The organism is Clostridium sp. MT-14 (assembly GCF_042436595.1).
Classification (GTDB): Bacteria; Bacillota; Clostridia; order Clostridiales; family Clostridiaceae; genus Clostridium_B; species Clostridium_B aromativorans.
The window spans coordinates 105,208-123,905 of the sequence record NZ_JBHMIY010000008.1; the positions used below are offsets into that span (position 1 = coordinate 105,208).

Consider the following 18,698-nt stretch of genomic DNA (forward strand, 5'->3'; position numbering starts at 1 on the left):
AATTACTTAGCGAACTTCATTGTCTTTAAATTGTAATGAGTAAAGTTAATAACAGAGTTATTTGATGCATTAAACTCCATCAATATTTCAGTTCCATCCTCATATAATGCCTTTGCTCCCACAATACCTCTTGAAGCTTTTTCATTATCAACAGCTATACTTTTAAAATTAGCACCAAAACCTTTATCCTTTAGAAACGAAGCAGCAGATTCATTAACTTTATCATTATCAATATTGACTTTTGGATAACGGCCAATTATTGCTGTAACATTGTAGACTTTTCCATCAACAGCTGATATTGAAGCAGAAATATTATCTTTGGTGTTGCCCTCACCATCAAAAGACACTAATATATCCGGCCCCCAGGCATAGGGACTATTGTATCTGGTGATATATGGTCTTAAGCCATCCCTGCGAATCACTTCTTCTACATCCAGTCCAGTGTAATATTTTATTGCATTTTTGGCAGTTTTAACAGCCTGCTCATCACTTATATCTAATAATTTAATTTTACCACTTTTAATATCATTGATTAAATCCTTTAGATCTTGAACAGCTTCTGGCTTACTCCTTATAGTTCCATTTTCCATCTTTTTCAATTCATCGGTAAGTTCAGCTTGATCTGTATCTGTCAAAATAATTTCTCCAGTATCAGTGTTTAAAGTTACAGTCTTTGAAGCAGCAGCTTTTGGAGTTGAATTCTCTTTATCACTTGCCAACTTCACAACATTTTTAGTAGAACTGGCAGAATATTGGCTTGCAAAAGCAACTGCTGCTGTACTTGCTGCTATCAATACCGAAGCTAGAGTTACAGTCAGCAATCTTTTTTTATTCATTTTTTACCGTCCTTTCTTATATTTTTAAGTATACAATGAGCATTTAATTATAATGATTTTTTAAATAGTAATTTACTCCATGCATGTAATATTTACTACAATTTCTATTATGGACTATGTATGTGTTAAATTCATCCTTTAATTGTCTCCTAATTGTAAAAAATAATTTTCCAGGTAGCTGCTATTTAAAAAGATGTGTATTGATGCAATAGAAATTAGCATTACAAATATTTAACAGTTTGTTTATATATAATTAATAAAATTTAATTGACTATATACATATGTATATGATAAAATGTTTTCGTTCAAACGTACGAATTATTCAATATTTTAATAATACTTTGTACACTAGATATGCTTAGAGGTGAAATATTATGAATGATTACGGTACTCTATTTTTATTTTTTACTTTTTACTCTTTTCTGGGGTGGTTAATTGAAACCACTTTCGCAAGTATAAATAGAAAAAGCTTTGTCAACAGGGGCTTTTTAAACGGCCCTTTTTGCCCGATATACGGCCTTGGAGCTGTTCTGGTATTGCAGATATCCTCACTGATAGACACTTATTCTGAAAATTATTCTATATTTGTAGGCATTTTATTATCCGTTATCGTTGTTACATTATTGGAATATGCAACTGGCTTTATTCTGGAAAAACTATTTAACTGCAAATGGTGGGATTACAGTGACAGCTATGCAAATATCAGAGGGTATATATGTCCACAATACTCGCTGTTGTGGGGAATACTTGCATTTCTGGTAGTTCAAATAATTCAGCCATTGGCATCCTCAGCATTTTTATATGTTCCTGACAAGGTTAAAACTTATATTGTATTATTTTTAATGATCTATTTTATGCTGGATACGGTAAAATCCACAATCGATGCATTGAAGCTTAGACATATAATTATAAACCACTTAAATTTTCCTGTAGGTATTTACTGCAATAAAATAATGAAATATGAAAGGTTCCTGAAGGCATGCCCCAGAATAATGATTTTAATTTTAGGAATGGCAAACCAGAATATCAGAGGTGTGGTAAATGATAAGATCTATAAAGTCAAAATTGCGTTTAAAAATATATTCTAAAATTGATCTTAATGCTGAATACAGACAGTGTGTTGAAGACTTAATCACCAGCCCTGTTGTCTTATCCATGCAAGATTTCGTACAGCACAGCAATTTGTCATGCCTTGAACATTGCATTAATGTTTCCTACAAGAGCTATATACTATGCAAATATTTAAACTTGAATTATCGTTTTGCAGCCAGAGGCGGCCTGCTTCATGATTTATTTTTATATGACTGGCATACATCAAAGCCTGAAAATGGATTACATGCCTTTACGCACCCTGCTGAAGCATTAAAAAATGCAAACATGTATTTTAATTTAAATGATGTGGAAAAAGACATAATAGCAAAACACATGTGGCCATTGACATTAAAACCGCCAAAGTACAGAGAATCATTAATAGTATCTCTTGTAGACAAATACTGTGCTTTCACAGAAACCCTCGGTAAAGATAACAAAAACAATATTAAAAAGATAGAAAAAATATATACCTAACAACAATATTAAAAGAGATGAGAAAGGATAAACTACCATGTTTGATTTTATTGCATACCCCATAGGGCACTTTTTGAGGTTCATATATGAAGTATTGTCATTTAAAAATTATGGAATTGCCATTATTCTGCTGACAGTTATTATAAGAACATTGCTGCTTCCGCTGTATATAAAGCAGTACAGATCAACTTCAAAAATGGGTGAAATTCAGCCGAAAATGAAAAAGCTCCAGGAAAAGTACAAAAATGATAACGAAAAGTTAAATCAGCATATGATGGAGCTGTATAGGGAAAATAACATAAACCCTGCAGGAGGATGTCTTCCTCTGCTGCTGCAAATACCCATTTTATTTTCTCTCTATTATGTTATATCCCAGCCTTTAAGATATATGTTTGGAATGAACTCTTCCATAATTGACAAATTATTTAATACTATACCTCACAACTAATTTTCACAGCATGAATACCCATGGCATGACTTTAATGATAATACCTATTTTAGCTGTAATAACTACCTATATATCTGCTAAATATTCTTCACAGGATATGCCTGCATCTGAAAATAAAATGCAGGATTCCCTTCAGAAGAACATGCTTTTACTGTCACCAATCATGACTGGATTTATTTCATTTCAGGTACCTGCAGGAATGGGACTTTACTGGATAATAAGCAATATATATCAGATATTTCAGCAGATGTTCATGAACAAATTCATTATAAAAAAAGAAGCAAATGCAACAACAAAGCCAGTAAATTCAAAAAAGAATATAAATTAGTAAAATGGCTTTGCTATTAAACTCAAGGAGGATTTTTATATGAAATTCAATTTAGACAATTTTAACAAGAGTATAAAAGAAATGACCATAAAGGCCGGATTTAAAATAATTGATCAAAACCCTGAAAAGAATGTGGATAGATTATTTGAACTCACAGAAAAAATTGGAAAGGATGAATTTACAAAAGACAAAATTAGAAGTGTTAAAAGATACTATGATGAAATACCTTCAATAAAAGAATATCTAACTCCAATTTAAAAATGTATTCCAGTATGGTAATATATATTTGTAAAATTATTTAATTTGCCAATCGGGTAGCTTGTATATGTAAGCTATGTAGGAGTTGAGATCAAATGGGTGAAAAAGTTAAAAATACTGACCAGGCTGAAAGAATATTGAATGCAGCTTTTAAATGTATATCCACAAAAGGATATGCCAATGTTTCCTCAAGAGATATTGCAAATGAAGCTGGTGTTGCTCTAAGTCAGTTGAATTATTATTATAAGAATAAAGAAGGATTATTCAAAAAAGTGGTGGAAATGTTATCTAAAAAATATTTTAATGAAATTGAAGATAATTTAAAAAAAGGCACTACAGGAAGTGAAAGTTCAGTATATCTGATAAAATATTTCAAAGAAATGCTGATCAACAAGCCTGAACTGTTTAAAATTCTTTTTGATTTAGCCAGTATGGCACTTTGGTCAGAATCCCTAAAAAAGCTCCTTAAAGAGCTTTTTGACGGGTTAACTAAATTAATTGAAAAGTATATAGTAAATAACTCTACAGATCATGAAAAATTAAAAACATATTCTTCACTTTCATCATCCAGGCTGATATTGGGAACACTTCTAGGAACATCAATCCAGGTAATGTTGACAGATGAGAAAGAAGACTGTTTGAATGCATTATCTACACTAAAGCTAATACTTGATTGAAACTAAAGGTATAGAATTTTTTCAAACACTATAAGAGGTATAAATGTATAGGTTATAATAATATGAAGAATATGTTGACTTTAGTAAAATTTAATATTAGAATTATTTTATTGAACATTTAGTGAATGAAATGGAGGATTATATGCGTAATACTGGAAAACGATTGACTAGCAGGGATTTGCAGGCTATTGAGAGAAAAAAACAACTGCTGGATTCGGCTAAAAAGTTATTTGCAAAAAATGGATATTACAATACTCCTGTTCGTTCCATTACTCAGAACATAGGAATGGCAGATGGATTGATTTATCATTATTTTCCACATGGTAAAATAGAAATTTTGCATACCATATTTGAAGAAGGCTGTGAAGTCCTGACTAAATGTGTAGATGAAACTTTAAATGGAATAATTGACGAGATGACATTGAATGAAGTTATGCTCTATTTTTGTAAAAACTTTAGAAAAACTCTTAAATTAGACAGTGATTTAATTGTTATTATGTTTCATGAGAAGGATTTATTTGGGAAAGAAATAAATAGCTTGATTTTACATACATTTGTTAAGATCTGGAATGCTGTAATTGATTTATTAAAGAGAAGAGCTAAAAATGGTGAAATTAAAGAATTGGATTTTGATATGGCTACACATCAGTTTTGGGCTGTAGTCTTCAGTACTGTTTTTATGAATCATTTGGCAGCCAATATGTCACAGGATAGTAGTGATGATTATATAAAAAAATTATTGGAAGCCAATATGTTGCAGGATGATAATGATGATAGTTACATAAAAAGATTAGTGGATTTTACAATAAATTCATGGAAAAACTAGCTTAATAATTAATTTGGTTTTTATTAAGGTAATTTAATTCACTGTATGTTCAATGAATTAATTGGACTGTCAAATTATTTATGCGGGAGGGCAAAATGATTATAAAAGAAAAGTTAATTCCTATGATAATTGAAAGTATTAAAAAAAAGAAGCAAATTTGTGTGATTGCATTAGTTATTGTTGGTGTTGTGATAGCTATGGGGAGCATTTCTTTAGCTGAAAAAAAAGTTTCAAAAATTTCGAGTAATACAGATAAAGTTTCTGTAGAGGCAATCAAAGCAGACGTGGATACGGTGGCATCAAATAAGTCTTTTAATGCTTCAGTGGAAACATCTCAGGAAGGGGATATAAGCAGTAAATTGACTGGCAAGGTAACTCAGGTTTTATTTCAAGATGGACAAACCGTATCTCAAGGACAAATCTTGGTAAAACTGGATGACACTGATATTAGAAATAATATAAAATCCAGTGAAGCACAGCTTGCAGCAGCAGAGGCTCAATTTAAATCAGCACAGAGCACAGCCAGCTCTGCACAGCTTGGAGTCAACAAGCCTCAGATCGATTTGGAAACTGCCCAAAACAACTATAATAGGACAAAGGCTCTTTATGACCAGGGAGCAGTTGCAAAAGTTGATCTTGAAAATGCCCAGGCCCAGCTAAAAACAGCACAGAGTGCTCTGGAATCAGCAAAAGCCAGTGCGCAAGCTTCAAACAGTTCTGCCCAGGCTCAGGCTGCTAATATACATACAGCTCAGACAAATTTGGATAATACAAAAGAATCATTGAAGGATACAGTTATTACAGCTCCAACTAGTGGAGTTATAACCGGGAAAAATATCAATGTAGGCCAATACATAAGTCCAGGAACGATTTTGGGAAAAGTGCAGACAATATCTCCCATATATGCTGTCATAGACATAAGAGAAAGTGATTTGAGTTATGTAAAACCTGGAGTCAAAGTTAAGTTTAAACTTGATGGCGATAGTTTAAAGGAATATGATGGAGCCGTTAAAAGTATTGATGGAGCTGCAGATCCTGCTTCCAGGGCATTTAAATGTAAAGTTCAAATTGACAATAAAGATGGCAAGCTCAAACCTGGTGTCTTTGGAAATGTGGAAATTGCTACCAATGAAACAAAAAAAGCTATTGCAGTGCCGTTGAAAGCAATAGGGGGAACTGAAGGAAACTACTATGTATTTATATATGATAATGGTGTGGCAAAAAAACAAAATATAACCATAGGAGAATTTGATAAAGACAATGTAGAAATAAAATCCGGGGTACAGTCGGGAGACTATGTTATTTGTACCAACGTGAGCACCTTACAAGATGGTGATGCAGTAAAGATGGTATCAGAATAGGAGGTTATATTTAAATATGTTTTTAACAGATGTCAGTTTAAAAAGACCTGTATTTGCTACAGTAATAATTATTGTTCTATTGACTTTAGGTATAGTCAGCTATACGAATTTACCTGTTGATCAGTTCCCGGATGTTGATACTCCCACTATATCCATTACAATAATTCAAAGCGGAGCTTCTCCGGATCAAATTGAATCAAAAATAACAAAGAAAGTTGAAGATGCTGTAGGACAGATATCCGGTGTGCAGCATATTAACTCAACCATAACGGAAGGAATCTCTAATACTGTTATTACGTTTGAATTGGACAAATCTTCAGCTGAGGCATTGCAGGATGTAAAAGACAAGTTATCCAATATTCGTGGTGATTTGCCAAAAGATATTAATGAGCCTGTGGTTTCAAAATACGATGCAAATGCACAACCTATTGTCTCTCTGGCTGTTACCGGCTCTATGTCCAGTAAGGAAATGTCTCAGCTGGTAGATGATGATATTACAAAAAAACTGCAGACTATAAATGGTGTTGGAGCCGTTAATACCTATGGAGAGCAGGAACGGGAGATTCATATAAAACTTGATAAGGAAAAGATGAATTCCTTTAACATTACAATTTCAGAACTTACCAATAGTTTAAGCAGTGATAATATTGATGTGTCAAGCGGCAAGATAACTGATGGAGATACGGAAATAGGTCTGAGAACCAGTTCAGCTGTGAAGAATGTGGATGATTTTCTTAATATCTTAGTTACCACCCGCAACGGCAGCCAAATTAGACTCAAGGATATTGCAGAGGCCGAAGACGGTAGCAAGGAGAGAGACAGTTTGTCTTTTTATAATGGCAGGGAGGCAATTGGTATTGATATTCTCAAACAATCCAATTCAAATACTGTGCAGGTAGCTGATGCTGTAAAGAAGAAACTCACTGATATTGAAAAAAATTTGCCGTCAGGAGCTAAAATTGAACTTGTTCGTGATAACTCAGCATCCATACGTGATTCAGTCCAAGATGTCCAGAAAACATTGATAGAAGGATGCATACTGGCGGTAGTTGTGGTTTTTGTGTTTCTCAAAAATTTTGTCAGTACTGCAATTGCTGGAATTGCCATTCCAGTATCTATAATTTCCACTTTTGCGGTGATGAAGGTTATGAATTTTTCGCTTAATATAGTATCTTTAATGGCCTTGTCAATTGCTGTGGGACTACTTATAGATGATGCCATAGTTGTCATTGAAAATATTGTACGTCATCTGCGTATGGGCAAAAGTGCAATTCAGGCGGCAAAAGATGCTACTTCTGAAATAGGACTTGCAGTTATGGCCACCACTTTTGCATTGGTAGCAGTATTTGTTCCTATTGCTATGATCAACGGCCTGGTGGGAAAGTTTTTGGTACAGTTTGGCTTGACTGTTGCTGCCAGCGTACTGGTGTCATTATTTGTAGCCTTTACTGCAGTACCACTACTGTCTTCCAAATATCTGAAAAGTGAAGAAAAGAGAATACCTGTATTAGGAAAGTTTCTGGAATATTTCAATAAAGCATTTGACAAACTGGCCGATTTTTATGCCAGGGGTTTAAAGGTAGCATTGAACCATAGAATTTTAGTTATAATAATACCGTTGATATTGTTAATAGGGAGTTTGCTGCTGGCTACAAAGCTGAATACAGGTTTTATTGCGACAGGTGACACTGGAGAACTTAATATAGAAGCAAATCTGGATTCAGGTTCCACATTGAATAATGCTTCAAAAATTAATAATAGTATGGAAAGTATTATTAAAAAGAATAGAAATGTAAAATACATATATTCTACAGTTAAAGCGGATAAAGTTGTTCTGCTTGTAAAGCTTTCTGATAAACAGAAGAGGAAAGAGGGCATTGATGAAATCGGAGCAGAAATGAGGAAGGATTTGAAAAATATTCCTGGAATCGATCTATCGGTTGTTGCAGGCGAAGGCCTTATTCCAGGTAAGTTAGTTCAATATCACATCAAGGGCGATGATTTTGCAAAACTTCAGAAATATGCCCTGAAGGCTGAAAAAGCAATGAAAAATACTCCTGGAGCTGTGGATGTAAGTCTTAGCTATAAGGCTGGGAAACCAGAAGTGAACTTTGATGTGGATCGTGATAAGGCTGCTGATCTGGGAGTAAGCCCAACTACAATTTCCAGCACATTAAGTACTTTATTCAATGGAACTGTAGTGGGCCAGTATGAAACGGAAAAGGACAGATATGATGTTCGTGCAGAGCTTCAGGATGCCGATAGGAATAATCTTGACAGTTTAAACGAAATTTATGTGCCCAGTGCAAATAAGGACAAGGATATGATTCCAATTGATCAGGTAACTAAAAAAGTTTTTACTACTTCTTCGTCTACCATTAACAGATACGATAAAGAAAGGGAAATTCAATTGACGGCAAATTATGTGGGAGTGTCAGAGGGCGAGTTTAACAAGGCATTTACCAGCAAATTAGGAAGTGAAGCTCCTGTTCCAGCCGGAATAGAATTGTCTACCGGTGGAACTCAGGAACAGATGACAGAGGGAATGACAGGATTGGTTACGGCACTTGCCATGGGAGTCTTATTTGTATTTCTTGTAATTGCAGCTCAGTTTGAAAGTTTTATAGATCCGCTTGCCATTTTACTTTCACTGCCGCTTGCCATTATAGGTGCTATTTTAGGACTGCTTATTGGCAATAAAGAGTTGGACATGATGTCCATGATAGGTGTTATAATGTTGATGGGTTTGGTTACTAAAAATGCAATTTTGCTTATTGATTTTACAAAACAAAATTACAGCAGGGGAATGGATTTGAAGGAAGCTTTAATTGAAGCAGGGCGTACGCGTCTGAGGCCAATCATCATGACCACCTTGGCAATGATCTTTGGTATGCTCCCTACAGCACTGGCCAATGGCTCGGGATCGGAACTCCGTGCACCCATGGCTTTTGCAATTATTGGAGGGTTAATTACATCTACGTTGCTGACACTGTTATTTGTACCAGTTGTTTATACATTCTTGAATGATTTTAAGAAGAAGTTTAGAAAAAAGACCACGTGATGGATATTAATTCCATCATATGGTCTTTTTACATATATGCCCTCTGTATCTGTCCATTACACAGCAATTAATTGGAAATCAGTATTATTCAACGGATTTCAAGGATTCAATCATATTTATTTTCTTCATTTTAAAATACGTAATTAACTGCATGGCGCTGGAAACCACCATGATAATAAGAGATGACCATATAAAACTGACGGCATGTATATTTTTAAAGTATACATCTGCATTACTTTCTATAGCGCCGATTACAAATCGGTGAAAGGGAATTCCCAGCAGCAGACCCACACCGACACTAATCAGTGTCAATAAAAATGTCTCACGATAAATGTATTGATTGGTTTCCCCATCGTTAAATCCAAGGACCTTCAATGTAGCAATTTCACGTTTTCTTTCACTCATATTAATTGATGTCAAATTATAGAGCACAATAATTACCAGCATTGATGCAACTACAACCAGCAGGGCCACCACATTATTAAGGCTTTTATTCCCACTGGCAGCCTTCCGCAATATGTCATCCTTGAAAGTTACATTTACAATAGAATTGTCTTCCAGCAAATGCTTAGACAATGCATTTGCATTCTGGCTGTAATTGGTTATTATCATATTATAGGAAATGTTTTTTCCCAATACTTTATCATACAAGTTTTTACTGATGTAAATGTAATTCTGCATATAGTTTTCTGCAACATCGGATACTTTCAGAGAATACAGGTTATTATCTGCATCTTTTACTTTGATTGTATCTCCCCTGCTTATTTTTAAAACTTCGGCAAGTTTCTGAGTAATCACGACACCGCTATTGTCCATTTTAATACTATTCTCCGTTGATTGGCTTCTTAAATTATAATAGTTCTTAAATAAGTTTTCATCCGCAGGTACTACTAAATAGGTATCGAGAGATTGATCACTTGATTCAGCTTTAAAGGCTGCCTGCCTGATTAAAAGAGGATTTTCAACTTTCTCTTTTGCCAGCAGTTCTTTCAAGTCTTCACCCATATTTGCAGTATCATTTTTCAGCGTAATCAGAGTATTGTATTTAAAAATCTCGCCGTATTGCTTTTCTGCAACACCATTGATACTGTCCTTTATTCCAAATCCCGTTACCAGCAGGGATGTACATGCAGCAACACCAACAATGATCATAAGAACTCTCTGTTTATAGCGGAATATATTACGCATTGTAGTTTTGCTGTTAAAGGAAAAGTGATTCCATATGAATCCTATTTTTTCAAGCAGGATTCTCTGCCCATTTTGCGGTGGAACGGGACGTATTAAAATGGCAGGCTGCTGTTTTAACGTTTTGCTGCAGAAAAATACCGTTACAGCTGTCATAAGGGATATAACAACTGCCAATGCCAGCAGCAGGGTTGCCATGTTATGCTGAATGACAAGCGGCGGTAAAATGAATTTATTAAAAGTTGAATATATGATATTTGGAATAATACTTCCAAATATAAGGAATCCTGCTATGGTTCCCAGCACAGTGGAGGACAGCACATAAAGCAGATATGTTGAAACAATATTTGAATTTTTAAAACCAAGCGAAGCCAGTGTTCCAAGTTCGCCACGCTCCTCCATGATCATTCTGGCCATTGTATTGGATGCCATCAGCATGACGATCAATATGACAAAAAGGGGGAAAACAGCTGCCACAGAAGTAATGGTGCCTGTGACACCTTTCAGATCACTGTAGCCTGCCACGATGTCATTTCTGTCATAGATATACCATTTTGCCTTTTCCGTTGTAGAAATATCTTTTTTGGCATCATCAATCTTTGACTGGGCATCAGCTATTTTAACATTAAAGTAAGATAAGTTTTTATTGTACTCACTATAGCCGTAATTTAGCTTTCTTTCATTTTCCACAAGCTGTGTTTTGCCTTTTGCAATTTCTTTTCTTGCACTGCCTATTTGGCTGTCAAACACAGCAATTCCTTGATTCAGCTTGCTTTCTTGATCATCTAGTGTATTTATGGATGTCTGTAGTTGAATCAGTTCATTATAGGAATCCCAATACTGATTGAGCTGCGTGCTGAGCTGTTTGTATTCCTGGCTGTCCGCAGGCAGTTTGCTCTGCTGTTCCTTAATGGATTGGATGGCAGAATTTAGTTCATTAATTTTGACACCCAGCTCTTTTTCTGAAATACCTTTGCTGCTTAATGCAGCATCAATTTGATTCCTGCTGCTGACAATTTTATATTTTGTGCTTTGAAACTGGGATTTTTGATCTGCAGCTTTTTTCTCCAGGTCAGCCTCCTTTGCAGCAATCTCTTTTTTTGCATTTTCAATTTTTGTTTTATTTGTATCCAATTGTTTTTTTGCATCAGCCAGCTTTTTTTCACCATCTGCCTTTTCAGTATTCAGCTTGACCTGATTATCGTTTATTTTGTCCATTGCACTGCTGTAAATCTCACGATATCTTGCATTTTCCCTTTCGGGTTTCAACTTTACCAGTTCATTATTGACCTGCTCTGATATATCATCGTATTTTTGTGAATACGATATGACATTCTTGGTATGGGCTGCAGTAATATAAATTTCCGTACAGGCATCCATATTGAAATTATCTTTATTGACAAAAATAAAAGACGACAATTTTCCGTCACCTATTGTAGTATTACCATAATCAGTATCCATGTATAATGGAGATTTTATAGTACCTACAACAGTAAATGCCGTATTTTTTAGCTTGGTACCTACATCACTGTCAATTGTAATTTTATCGCCGATTTTATATTTTTTACTGTCTGCAATACATTCTCTGTCTGCTGCAGGCATTCGTCCACTAACCAGTTCCACAGTGTTCACCGAATTCTCGAGTTCATGAACTCTTATTGCCTTGTCTCCTTCAAGAACATCCAGAAAATAGCTCGGGACAGCGTTTTGTACACCCTTCAATGATTTAATTGCTTTTACGTCCTCATCCGTCAATCCCATTGTACTTACTACTTTGAAGTCCATTAGGTTATGAGTCTTGTAATATTTGTCCACAGAATTGACAATATCCGGCGAAGTTTCCTTTAATCCCAAGAAAAATCCAAAGCCTACCATGACTATTGTAAACAGAGATATATATCTTCCCAATGACTTCTTTATCTTAATAAGAGTATTTTTAAACAGCAATTTTATCACCACACAATTTCTTTAACTTTTTTGGGATTTTTGTTTGTAGAGATGTCCTCCACAGTTCCATTTTTGATCTTGATCACTTTATCTGCAATGTCTGCTATAGCAGCATTGTGTGTAATTATAATAGTTGTGGTATTCATTTTTCTGCATGTATTTTGCAGAAGTTCAATAACTCGCTGGCCTGTTACGCTGTCAAGGGCACCGGTAGGCTCATCACATAACAGCAATTTTGGATTTTTTGCTATAGCCCTGGCTATGGCAACACGCTGCTGCTCACCTCCGGACAGCTGTGCGGGAAAATTGTTCATTCTTTTAGATAGACCGACTTGTTCCAGCACGGTTTTTGGTTCAATATAATCTGAACATATCTGACAGGCAAGCTCTACATTTTCAAGTGCAGTGAGATTTCCCACAAGGTTGTAAAACTGAAATACGAACCCAATATCATTGCGTCTGTAGTTTACAAGTTCCTTTTTGCTATAGGTATGAATTGCATTTCCATCAACCAATATACTGCCGCCGCTGGGGATGTCCATTCCGCCCAGCAGATTTAATACAGTTGTTTTCCCTGCACCGGATGGACCGAGTATTACAATCAGCTGACCCTTTTCTACTGAAAAAGAACAGTTTTTTACTGCAGTAATTGTTACATCTCCAGCGGTGTATTCTTTTTTGACATTTTCAAAATCTATAAACGACATTCAATATCCCTCCAACTTTTGTTAAACAATATGTTGATTATTTTTCTTTAATACAGTATACTAACACTATGAGATAAATACAACAATCATATTGTTAAAAAGTGATAGTTAAAAAACAGATTTTCATAAAACGTTTAATAAATCACAAAATTTTTTTGCTTGGGAGAAATTACTATGAAGGAAAAGAAAACCGATAGGCGTGTTAAATACACAAAGATGGTTATAAGGCAAAGCTTTGTCAAATTATTAAAACAAAAACCCATATCTAAAATTTCTATAAAAGAAATTTGTGAAGATGCCGATATTAATCGTGCCACATTTTACGCCCATTATAAAAATCAATATGACTTGCTAAAACAAATAGAAAATGAAACGATCAATGACATCAATCAATACCTGAGCAGTTATGACTTTAAAAGCAAAAATGATGTTCCTGTTGCTGGTATTGAAAGAATTTTAGAATATGTAAAGGAAAATTCACAACTTTTTGATCTCCTGCTTAATTCAAATGGTGATACACACTTTCAACAGGAAATCATAAAAATTATCGGCAAACAGCATTTCATACCAATAAAAGGAAATAATCTTTTAAAAAAGGAAGAATCAGAATATATATTTTATTTTTTAGCAAGTGGTAGTATCTGCACCATTCAAAAATGGCTAAGAGAAGGCATGAAAAAGTCTATTAATGAAATGGCCGAATTGATACTTGGGATATCAATCAACGGTATAAAATTTTTCGAGTGATTTTTAGATAGAGTTCAAAAATATTGTAATGCTTATAGGCGGCGTTTTCTTGGTATTTGATTACATAAAAAATTGATTTGAATATAAGGTGATAGCAATGAAGGATATAGTATTTATAGCTCCATTTAAAAATCTGGCAGATTTGGCAAAACAAATTATAAAAACAAATGGATATGACAATGTTGAAGTAGTAGTGGGAAATTTGGCCGAGGGAGTGACAGCAGCAAAAGAAGTAGTAAAAAATGGTGCGAGTGTAATAGTCTCCAGAGGCGGAACATATACAATGATAAAAAACATAGTGGACATTCCAGTAGTTGAATTGAGAATGAGTTCTTTTGACATACTGAGAGGGTTCAAGAATCTATTGAATTATAAAGGCAAAATTTGTGTGACAGGTTATAAAAATATAATACACGGATGTGAAATAATAAAAGAACTTTTAAATCTTGATATAGTCAATGTTGAAATTAAAAATCAGAAAAATGCTGAAAAAATTCTGAAACCATATTTTGACAGTGGAATAAGAGTATTTGTGGGGGATACTGTCTGTATATCAGTAGCAAGTAAATTAAATTGCAAGGGCTATATCATAGAATCAGGAAAAGAATCTGTTATAGATGCAATACGTGAATCCAGAAGGATACTAAAGGGGATGTGTGTTGAAAAAGAAAAAACTGAAAGGTTTAAAACCATAATGGACTTTGTACATGATGGAATAATGTCGATAGATGACGAAAGGAGAATTACCATATTTAATTCCATGGCAGAGAATATATTCTCAATCTCAAAGGAAGAGGTACTGGGGAAAAAGGTCAATGATGTAATTGACAATACAAAATTAAATGAAGTATTAAAGTCGGGGAATGCTCAATTGGGGCAAATTCAAAGCGTAAAGGGAGCCAAAATTGCAACCAATAGAGTGCCGGTTATTGTTGACAACAAGATACATGGAGTTGTTGCGACATTTCAGGATATCACTAAGCTTCAAGAACTGGAACAGGATATAAGAGTCAAGCTTCAAAAGAAGGGATTTACTGCCAAGTACAATTTTAAGGACATAATATATAAAAGTGACAAGATGAGAGATTGTATTAAAAAGGCTAAAATTTACAGCAAATATAGTTCTCCTATCTTGATTTTAGGCAAATCTGGTACTGGAAAAGAGCTGTTTGCTCAAAGTATACATAACAGCAGTGATAGAAGCAGTGCACCATTTGTAGCTATAAATTGTGCTGCCATACCAAAGGATCTTGTAGAAAGTGAACTTTTTGGATATGCTGAAGGAGCGTTTACGAGTGCAGTAAAGGGTGGAAAGGCAGGCGTATTTGAGCTCGCCCATAGAGGAACTATATTTCTGGATGAAATAGGCGAAATGCCTATAGGGGTTCAAACCAGGTTGTTGAGAGTTATACAGGAAAAACAGGTTATGAGAATAGGAGACGATAAATTAATACCTATAGACGTTAGAATCATAGCTGCTACCAATAAGGATTTAAATAAAATGGTAAATGAAGGGAAATTCCGGGAGGATTTATATTATAGAATTAATATACTTACCCTTTTAGTACCTTCGTTAAATGACAGAAATGAAGATATAATTCAGCTCTCGAGGTTTTTTATAGATAAATACGCCATGAGATACAACAAGAAAATTCAACGTATATCCGTGGAAGCCAAAGATTATTTGGAAAATCATTATTATAAGGGAAACATCAGGGAACTTCAGGGAATGATAGAAAGGGCAGTAGTACTATGTCAGGGAAATGTATTAAAGTTAGAAGATGTACGATTGCTAGAAGAAATTGAATATGCTGATCATAATGTTATAGGGAATAAAAAAGATAGCAATACAGAAAAAATGGAGGCCAAAAGCCTAAAACAAGTTGAAGATGAATATATAAAAAAAGTTATGGATGCCTGCAGTGGAAATGTAAGTAAAGCTTCAAAAGTATTGAAAATCAGCAGAACGACCTTATGGAGGAAAATGAACAATGATGCATAATGCATCATTGTTCATTTTTTAAATGCAATTTTGTTACATATTGAAACACAAAATCTTTTTTGTTGTCTGTATCCTCGAAAAAATAATTGGCACAATAATTGCTATAATTATATATGTAAACATTATACCATTAAGGAGGAGTATTTATGCTGAAATTTGCGGTTGTAGCAAATAAAAAAGACAATGTGGCCACTGCAGTAAAGAACTTGGAAAAAGGTGAGAGTATACTAGTGGATTTATTTGGCAAAGAGATCCGAATAGTACTTAACCATGACATTCCCTTTGGACATAAGTTTGCCATAAGGGATATACCCAAGGGGAGCGAAGTAATAAAATACAGGGAATCCATAGGAATGGCCACCCAGGATATAAAGATTGGCGATTACGTTCATGTTCATAATGTTGTAAGTGAAAGAGGACGTGGGGATTTGGAGGTGTCTAAATAATGAAGCTTTATGGATATAGAAGAGAAAATGGACAAGTAGGTATAAGAAATCACATACTGATAATTCCTTCATCAGTTTGTGCCAGCGAGGTTGCAGCAGGAATTGCAAGTCATGTAAATGGTGCCATAGCAATACCAAATCAACATGGCTGTTGTCAGGTTGGTGCTGATATGGATCTTACGATAGCCACCCTGAAAGCATTGGGGAAAAATCCTAATGTGGCATCAGTGCTGGTAGTTGGATTGGGATGTGAAGGAGTTCCAACAAAAGAGGTTGCAAAAGATATCGCATCTACAGGCAAAAGAGTTGAATATGTAATAATACAGGAATGTGGTGGAACTATAAACACAGTAACAGAAGGTACAAGAATTGCAGCTTCCATGGCTAGAGAGGCCGGCAAGATGCAAAAAGAGAAAATAGACATATCGGAACTGACATTGGCCATTGAATGTGGTGGCTCTGATACCACATCGGGACTTGCTGCAAATCCTGCAGTTGGATATGCATCGGATAAGCTTGTTTCATTAAATGGAACATCAATATTTTCAGAAACCACTGAATTCATAGGTGCTGAGCATATACTGGCCAGAAGAGCAGTAACCAGGAAAATAGGCGATAAAATACTGGAAATTGTATCTAACTGTGAGAAGAAAGCAAATACCATGGGTGTTGATATGAGAGGTGGACAACCTACTCCAGGCAATATTCAGGGTGGTTTAACAACAATAGAAGAAAAATCCCTGGGATGTATATATAAAGGTGGAACTGCACCAATAAATGGAGTATTGGATTATGCAGAAGCACCCAAAAGTAAAGGATTATATGTGATGAATACACCAGGGCAGGATATTGAATCCATGACAGGTATGGTAGCTGGCGGAGCCCAGTTAGTCGTATTCACTACAGGCAGAGGGACTCCAACTGGAAATCCCATTGCTCCGGTAATAAAGGTAACTGGAAATCCAAAAACATTTAAAAATATGCAGGATAATATAGATATAAATGCTGGAACCATAATTGAAGGGTCAAAAACTGTTCAACAGATTGGAGAAAGTATTTTCTCTGAAATACTTGAGGTGATAAATGGTAAACAAACCAAGGCAGAATCACTTAAGCACAGAGAATTTGGCATATTAAAACTTATATCCACATTTTAAAGCAGGCATATAAAGATTAAAAATTAAATTTTTAATCTTTATATTTCCAATTTTTAAAGTATCAATATAAAATCAACCCAATAATCAAACATAGGAAGTGATTGTATGCAGATCAAAAAAACAATTGACAAAGTACCTGGAGGAATAATGATAATACCTTTATTACTAGGAGCTATTGTCAATACATTTTTTCCGCAAGTGCTGATGATCGGTGGTTTTACTACAGCAATGTTTAAACAGGGCTCCTTGCCAATTCTGGCGGTTTTTCTATTCTGTATGGGAGCTCAGATGAGCTTGAAAGTAGCACCAAAATCCTTTAAAAAAGGTGTGATTCTTTTAGTAGCCAAATGTGGAATTGGCGCAATTATCGGATTAGGTGTAGGAAAGATATTTGGAACAGCCGGGATTTTGGGATTAACACCTCTGGCAATCATAGCAGCCATGACCAATACCAACGGCGGGCTTTTTGTGGCATTGACAGAACAGTATGGTGATAAAACCGATGTAGGTGCCATAGCACTACTCTCATTGAATAATGGACCATTTTTTACCATGCTGGCTTTAGGCGCTTCAGGTTTAGTTGCGGTTCCAGTTAAGGCTTTTATTGCTATTTTACTGCCCATATGCCTTGGTATGCTTCTTGGAAGCCTGGATAAAGAAATTCGTGAATTCCTGCTTCCCGGTGAAAAATTACTAATACCTTTTTTTGCTTTTCCAATTGGAGCAAGTATGAATTTATCAAGTGTGGTAAAAGCAGGATTGCCTGGAATACTGTTGGGGGTAGCAACTGCTGTATTAACAGGTTTTGGAGGTTATTTTGCCCTCAGAGCATTTGGTGAAAAGAGGCCTATTGTAGCTTTTGCAAATGGTTCTACAGGAGGAAATTCAGTTGGAACTCCAGCAGCTATAGCTGCAGTGGACAAGACTATATCACCAATGTTAGGAGCAGCTACAGCTCAGATAGCGGCATCTTGTATCATAAGTGCATTTCTATGCCCTGCAATAATAGTCCTTATGAATAAGCATTTTAAACGAAAAGATATAAACAAGATGAATCAAAGTGAACTGGAGAAAGCTGCCATATAAAAAATAGTATAAAATAATCTGTGTAAACTTCCCAAAAGTAATAATTAATTATAGGCTGGA

Annotated in this window: 17 protein-coding genes; 14 read left to right on the forward strand and 3 right to left on the reverse strand. The window is 35.0% G+C overall.

The genetic code is table 11. The annotated features are described in order from the left end of the window. Nucleotides 1–2 precede the first annotated feature (2 nt). On the reverse strand, nucleotides 3–836 hold the full coding sequence (locus tag ACFHWD_RS08180) for a hypothetical protein (RefSeq protein WP_378061348.1): 834 nt from the start codon (nucleotides 834–836) through the stop codon (nucleotides 3–5). A 374-nt stretch (nucleotides 837–1,210) separates the two neighbouring features. Here ACFHWD_RS08180 and ACFHWD_RS08185 point away from each other — a divergent pair, with 374 nt between their 5' ends. The 9 genes from ACFHWD_RS08185 (at nucleotide 1,211) to ACFHWD_RS08225 (ending at nucleotide 9,361) form a co-directional block, all read left to right on the forward strand. Continuing rightward, nucleotides 1,211–1,924 carry a putative ABC transporter permease gene (locus ACFHWD_RS08185; protein ID WP_378061350.1) on the forward strand — a complete coding sequence of 238 codons (714 nt, stop codon included), beginning with the start codon at nucleotides 1,211–1,213 and terminating at the stop codon, nucleotides 1,922–1,924. Beyond that, nucleotides 1,878–2,402 carry an HD family phosphohydrolase gene (locus ACFHWD_RS08190; RefSeq protein ID WP_179977399.1) on the forward strand — a complete coding sequence of 175 codons (525 nt, stop codon included), beginning with the start codon at nucleotides 1,878–1,880 and terminating at the stop codon, nucleotides 2,400–2,402. Before ACFHWD_RS08185 ends, ACFHWD_RS08190 begins: the two co-directional genes overlap by 47 nt. A 37-nt stretch (nucleotides 2,403–2,439) precedes the next feature. Next, nucleotides 2,440–2,850: a YidC/Oxa1 family membrane protein insertase gene (locus tag ACFHWD_RS08195; RefSeq protein ID WP_378061352.1), complete on the forward strand. Its 411-nt coding sequence runs from the start codon at nucleotides 2,440–2,442 to the stop codon at nucleotides 2,848–2,850. Between the two features lie 25 nt (nucleotides 2,851–2,875). Continuing rightward, the gene (locus ACFHWD_RS08200) at nucleotides 2,876–3,178 is read left to right on the forward strand and encodes a YidC/Oxa1 family membrane protein insertase (RefSeq protein ID WP_378061354.1); all 303 of its coding nucleotides are present in this window, start codon (nucleotides 2,876–2,878) and stop codon (nucleotides 3,176–3,178) included. Nucleotides 3,179–3,217: 39 nt separating this feature from the next. Continuing rightward, nucleotides 3,218–3,436, forward strand: a complete 219-nt coding sequence (locus tag ACFHWD_RS08205) for a hypothetical protein (protein ID WP_179977398.1) — start codon at nucleotides 3,218–3,220, stop codon at nucleotides 3,434–3,436. 95 nt (nucleotides 3,437–3,531) lie between these two features. Beyond that, nucleotides 3,532–4,113, forward strand: a complete 582-nt coding sequence (locus ACFHWD_RS08210; RefSeq protein WP_179977397.1) for a TetR/AcrR family transcriptional regulator — start codon at nucleotides 3,532–3,534, stop codon at nucleotides 4,111–4,113. A 142-nt stretch (nucleotides 4,114–4,255) separates the two neighbouring features. After that, the gene (locus tag ACFHWD_RS08215; RefSeq protein ID WP_179977396.1) at nucleotides 4,256–4,939 is read left to right on the forward strand and encodes a TetR/AcrR family transcriptional regulator; all 684 of its coding nucleotides are present in this window, start codon (nucleotides 4,256–4,258) and stop codon (nucleotides 4,937–4,939) included. 95 nt (nucleotides 4,940–5,034) lie between these two features. Beyond that, nucleotides 5,035–6,300, forward strand: coding sequence for an efflux RND transporter periplasmic adaptor subunit (locus ACFHWD_RS08220; RefSeq protein WP_378061357.1), 1,266 nt, complete (start codon nucleotides 5,035–5,037; stop codon nucleotides 6,298–6,300). A gap of 16 nt (nucleotides 6,301–6,316) precedes the next feature. Then, a complete protein-coding gene (locus ACFHWD_RS08225; RefSeq protein WP_378061359.1) occupies nucleotides 6,317–9,361 on the forward strand; it encodes an efflux RND transporter permease subunit in 3,045 nt (1,014 codons plus the stop codon). A gap of 84 nt (nucleotides 9,362–9,445) precedes the next feature. On the opposite strand, the gene ACFHWD_RS08230 is transcribed toward ACFHWD_RS08225, so the two are convergent. After that, a complete protein-coding gene (locus ACFHWD_RS08230) occupies nucleotides 9,446–12,502 on the reverse strand; it encodes an FtsX-like permease family protein (protein WP_378061361.1) in 3,057 nt (1,018 codons plus the stop codon). Then, nucleotides 12,499–13,200, reverse strand: coding sequence for an ABC transporter ATP-binding protein (locus tag ACFHWD_RS08235; RefSeq protein WP_378061363.1), 702 nt, complete (start codon nucleotides 13,198–13,200; stop codon nucleotides 12,499–12,501). Before ACFHWD_RS08235 ends, ACFHWD_RS08230 begins: the two co-directional genes overlap by 4 nt. 174 nt (nucleotides 13,201–13,374) lie before the next feature. Here ACFHWD_RS08235 and ACFHWD_RS08240 point away from each other — a divergent pair, with 174 nt between their 5' ends. From ACFHWD_RS08240 to ACFHWD_RS08260, 5 genes are all read left to right on the forward strand, one after another. Next, nucleotides 13,375–13,947, forward strand: coding sequence for a TetR/AcrR family transcriptional regulator (locus ACFHWD_RS08240; protein WP_106010132.1), 573 nt, complete (start codon nucleotides 13,375–13,377; stop codon nucleotides 13,945–13,947). Between the two features lie 97 nt (nucleotides 13,948–14,044). Continuing rightward, nucleotides 14,045–15,949, forward strand: coding sequence for a sigma 54-interacting transcriptional regulator (locus ACFHWD_RS08245; RefSeq protein ID WP_378061366.1), 1,905 nt, complete (start codon nucleotides 14,045–14,047; stop codon nucleotides 15,947–15,949). Nucleotides 15,950–16,095: 146 nt separating this feature from the next. Continuing rightward, the gene (locus ACFHWD_RS08250) at nucleotides 16,096–16,395 is read left to right on the forward strand and encodes a UxaA family hydrolase (RefSeq protein ID WP_150356766.1); all 300 of its coding nucleotides are present in this window, start codon (nucleotides 16,096–16,098) and stop codon (nucleotides 16,393–16,395) included. Beyond that, nucleotides 16,395–17,552 (forward strand): UxaA family hydrolase, encoded by a 1,158-nt coding sequence (locus ACFHWD_RS08255; RefSeq protein WP_378061368.1) that lies wholly within the window; start codon nucleotides 16,395–16,397, stop codon nucleotides 17,550–17,552. Before ACFHWD_RS08250 ends, ACFHWD_RS08255 begins: the two co-directional genes overlap by 1 nt. A gap of 105 nt (nucleotides 17,553–17,657) precedes the next feature. After that, nucleotides 17,658–18,638: a 2-keto-3-deoxygluconate permease gene (locus tag ACFHWD_RS08260; protein WP_150356768.1), complete on the forward strand. Its 981-nt coding sequence runs from the start codon at nucleotides 17,658–17,660 to the stop codon at nucleotides 18,636–18,638. Nucleotides 18,639–18,698: the final 60 nt, after the last annotated feature.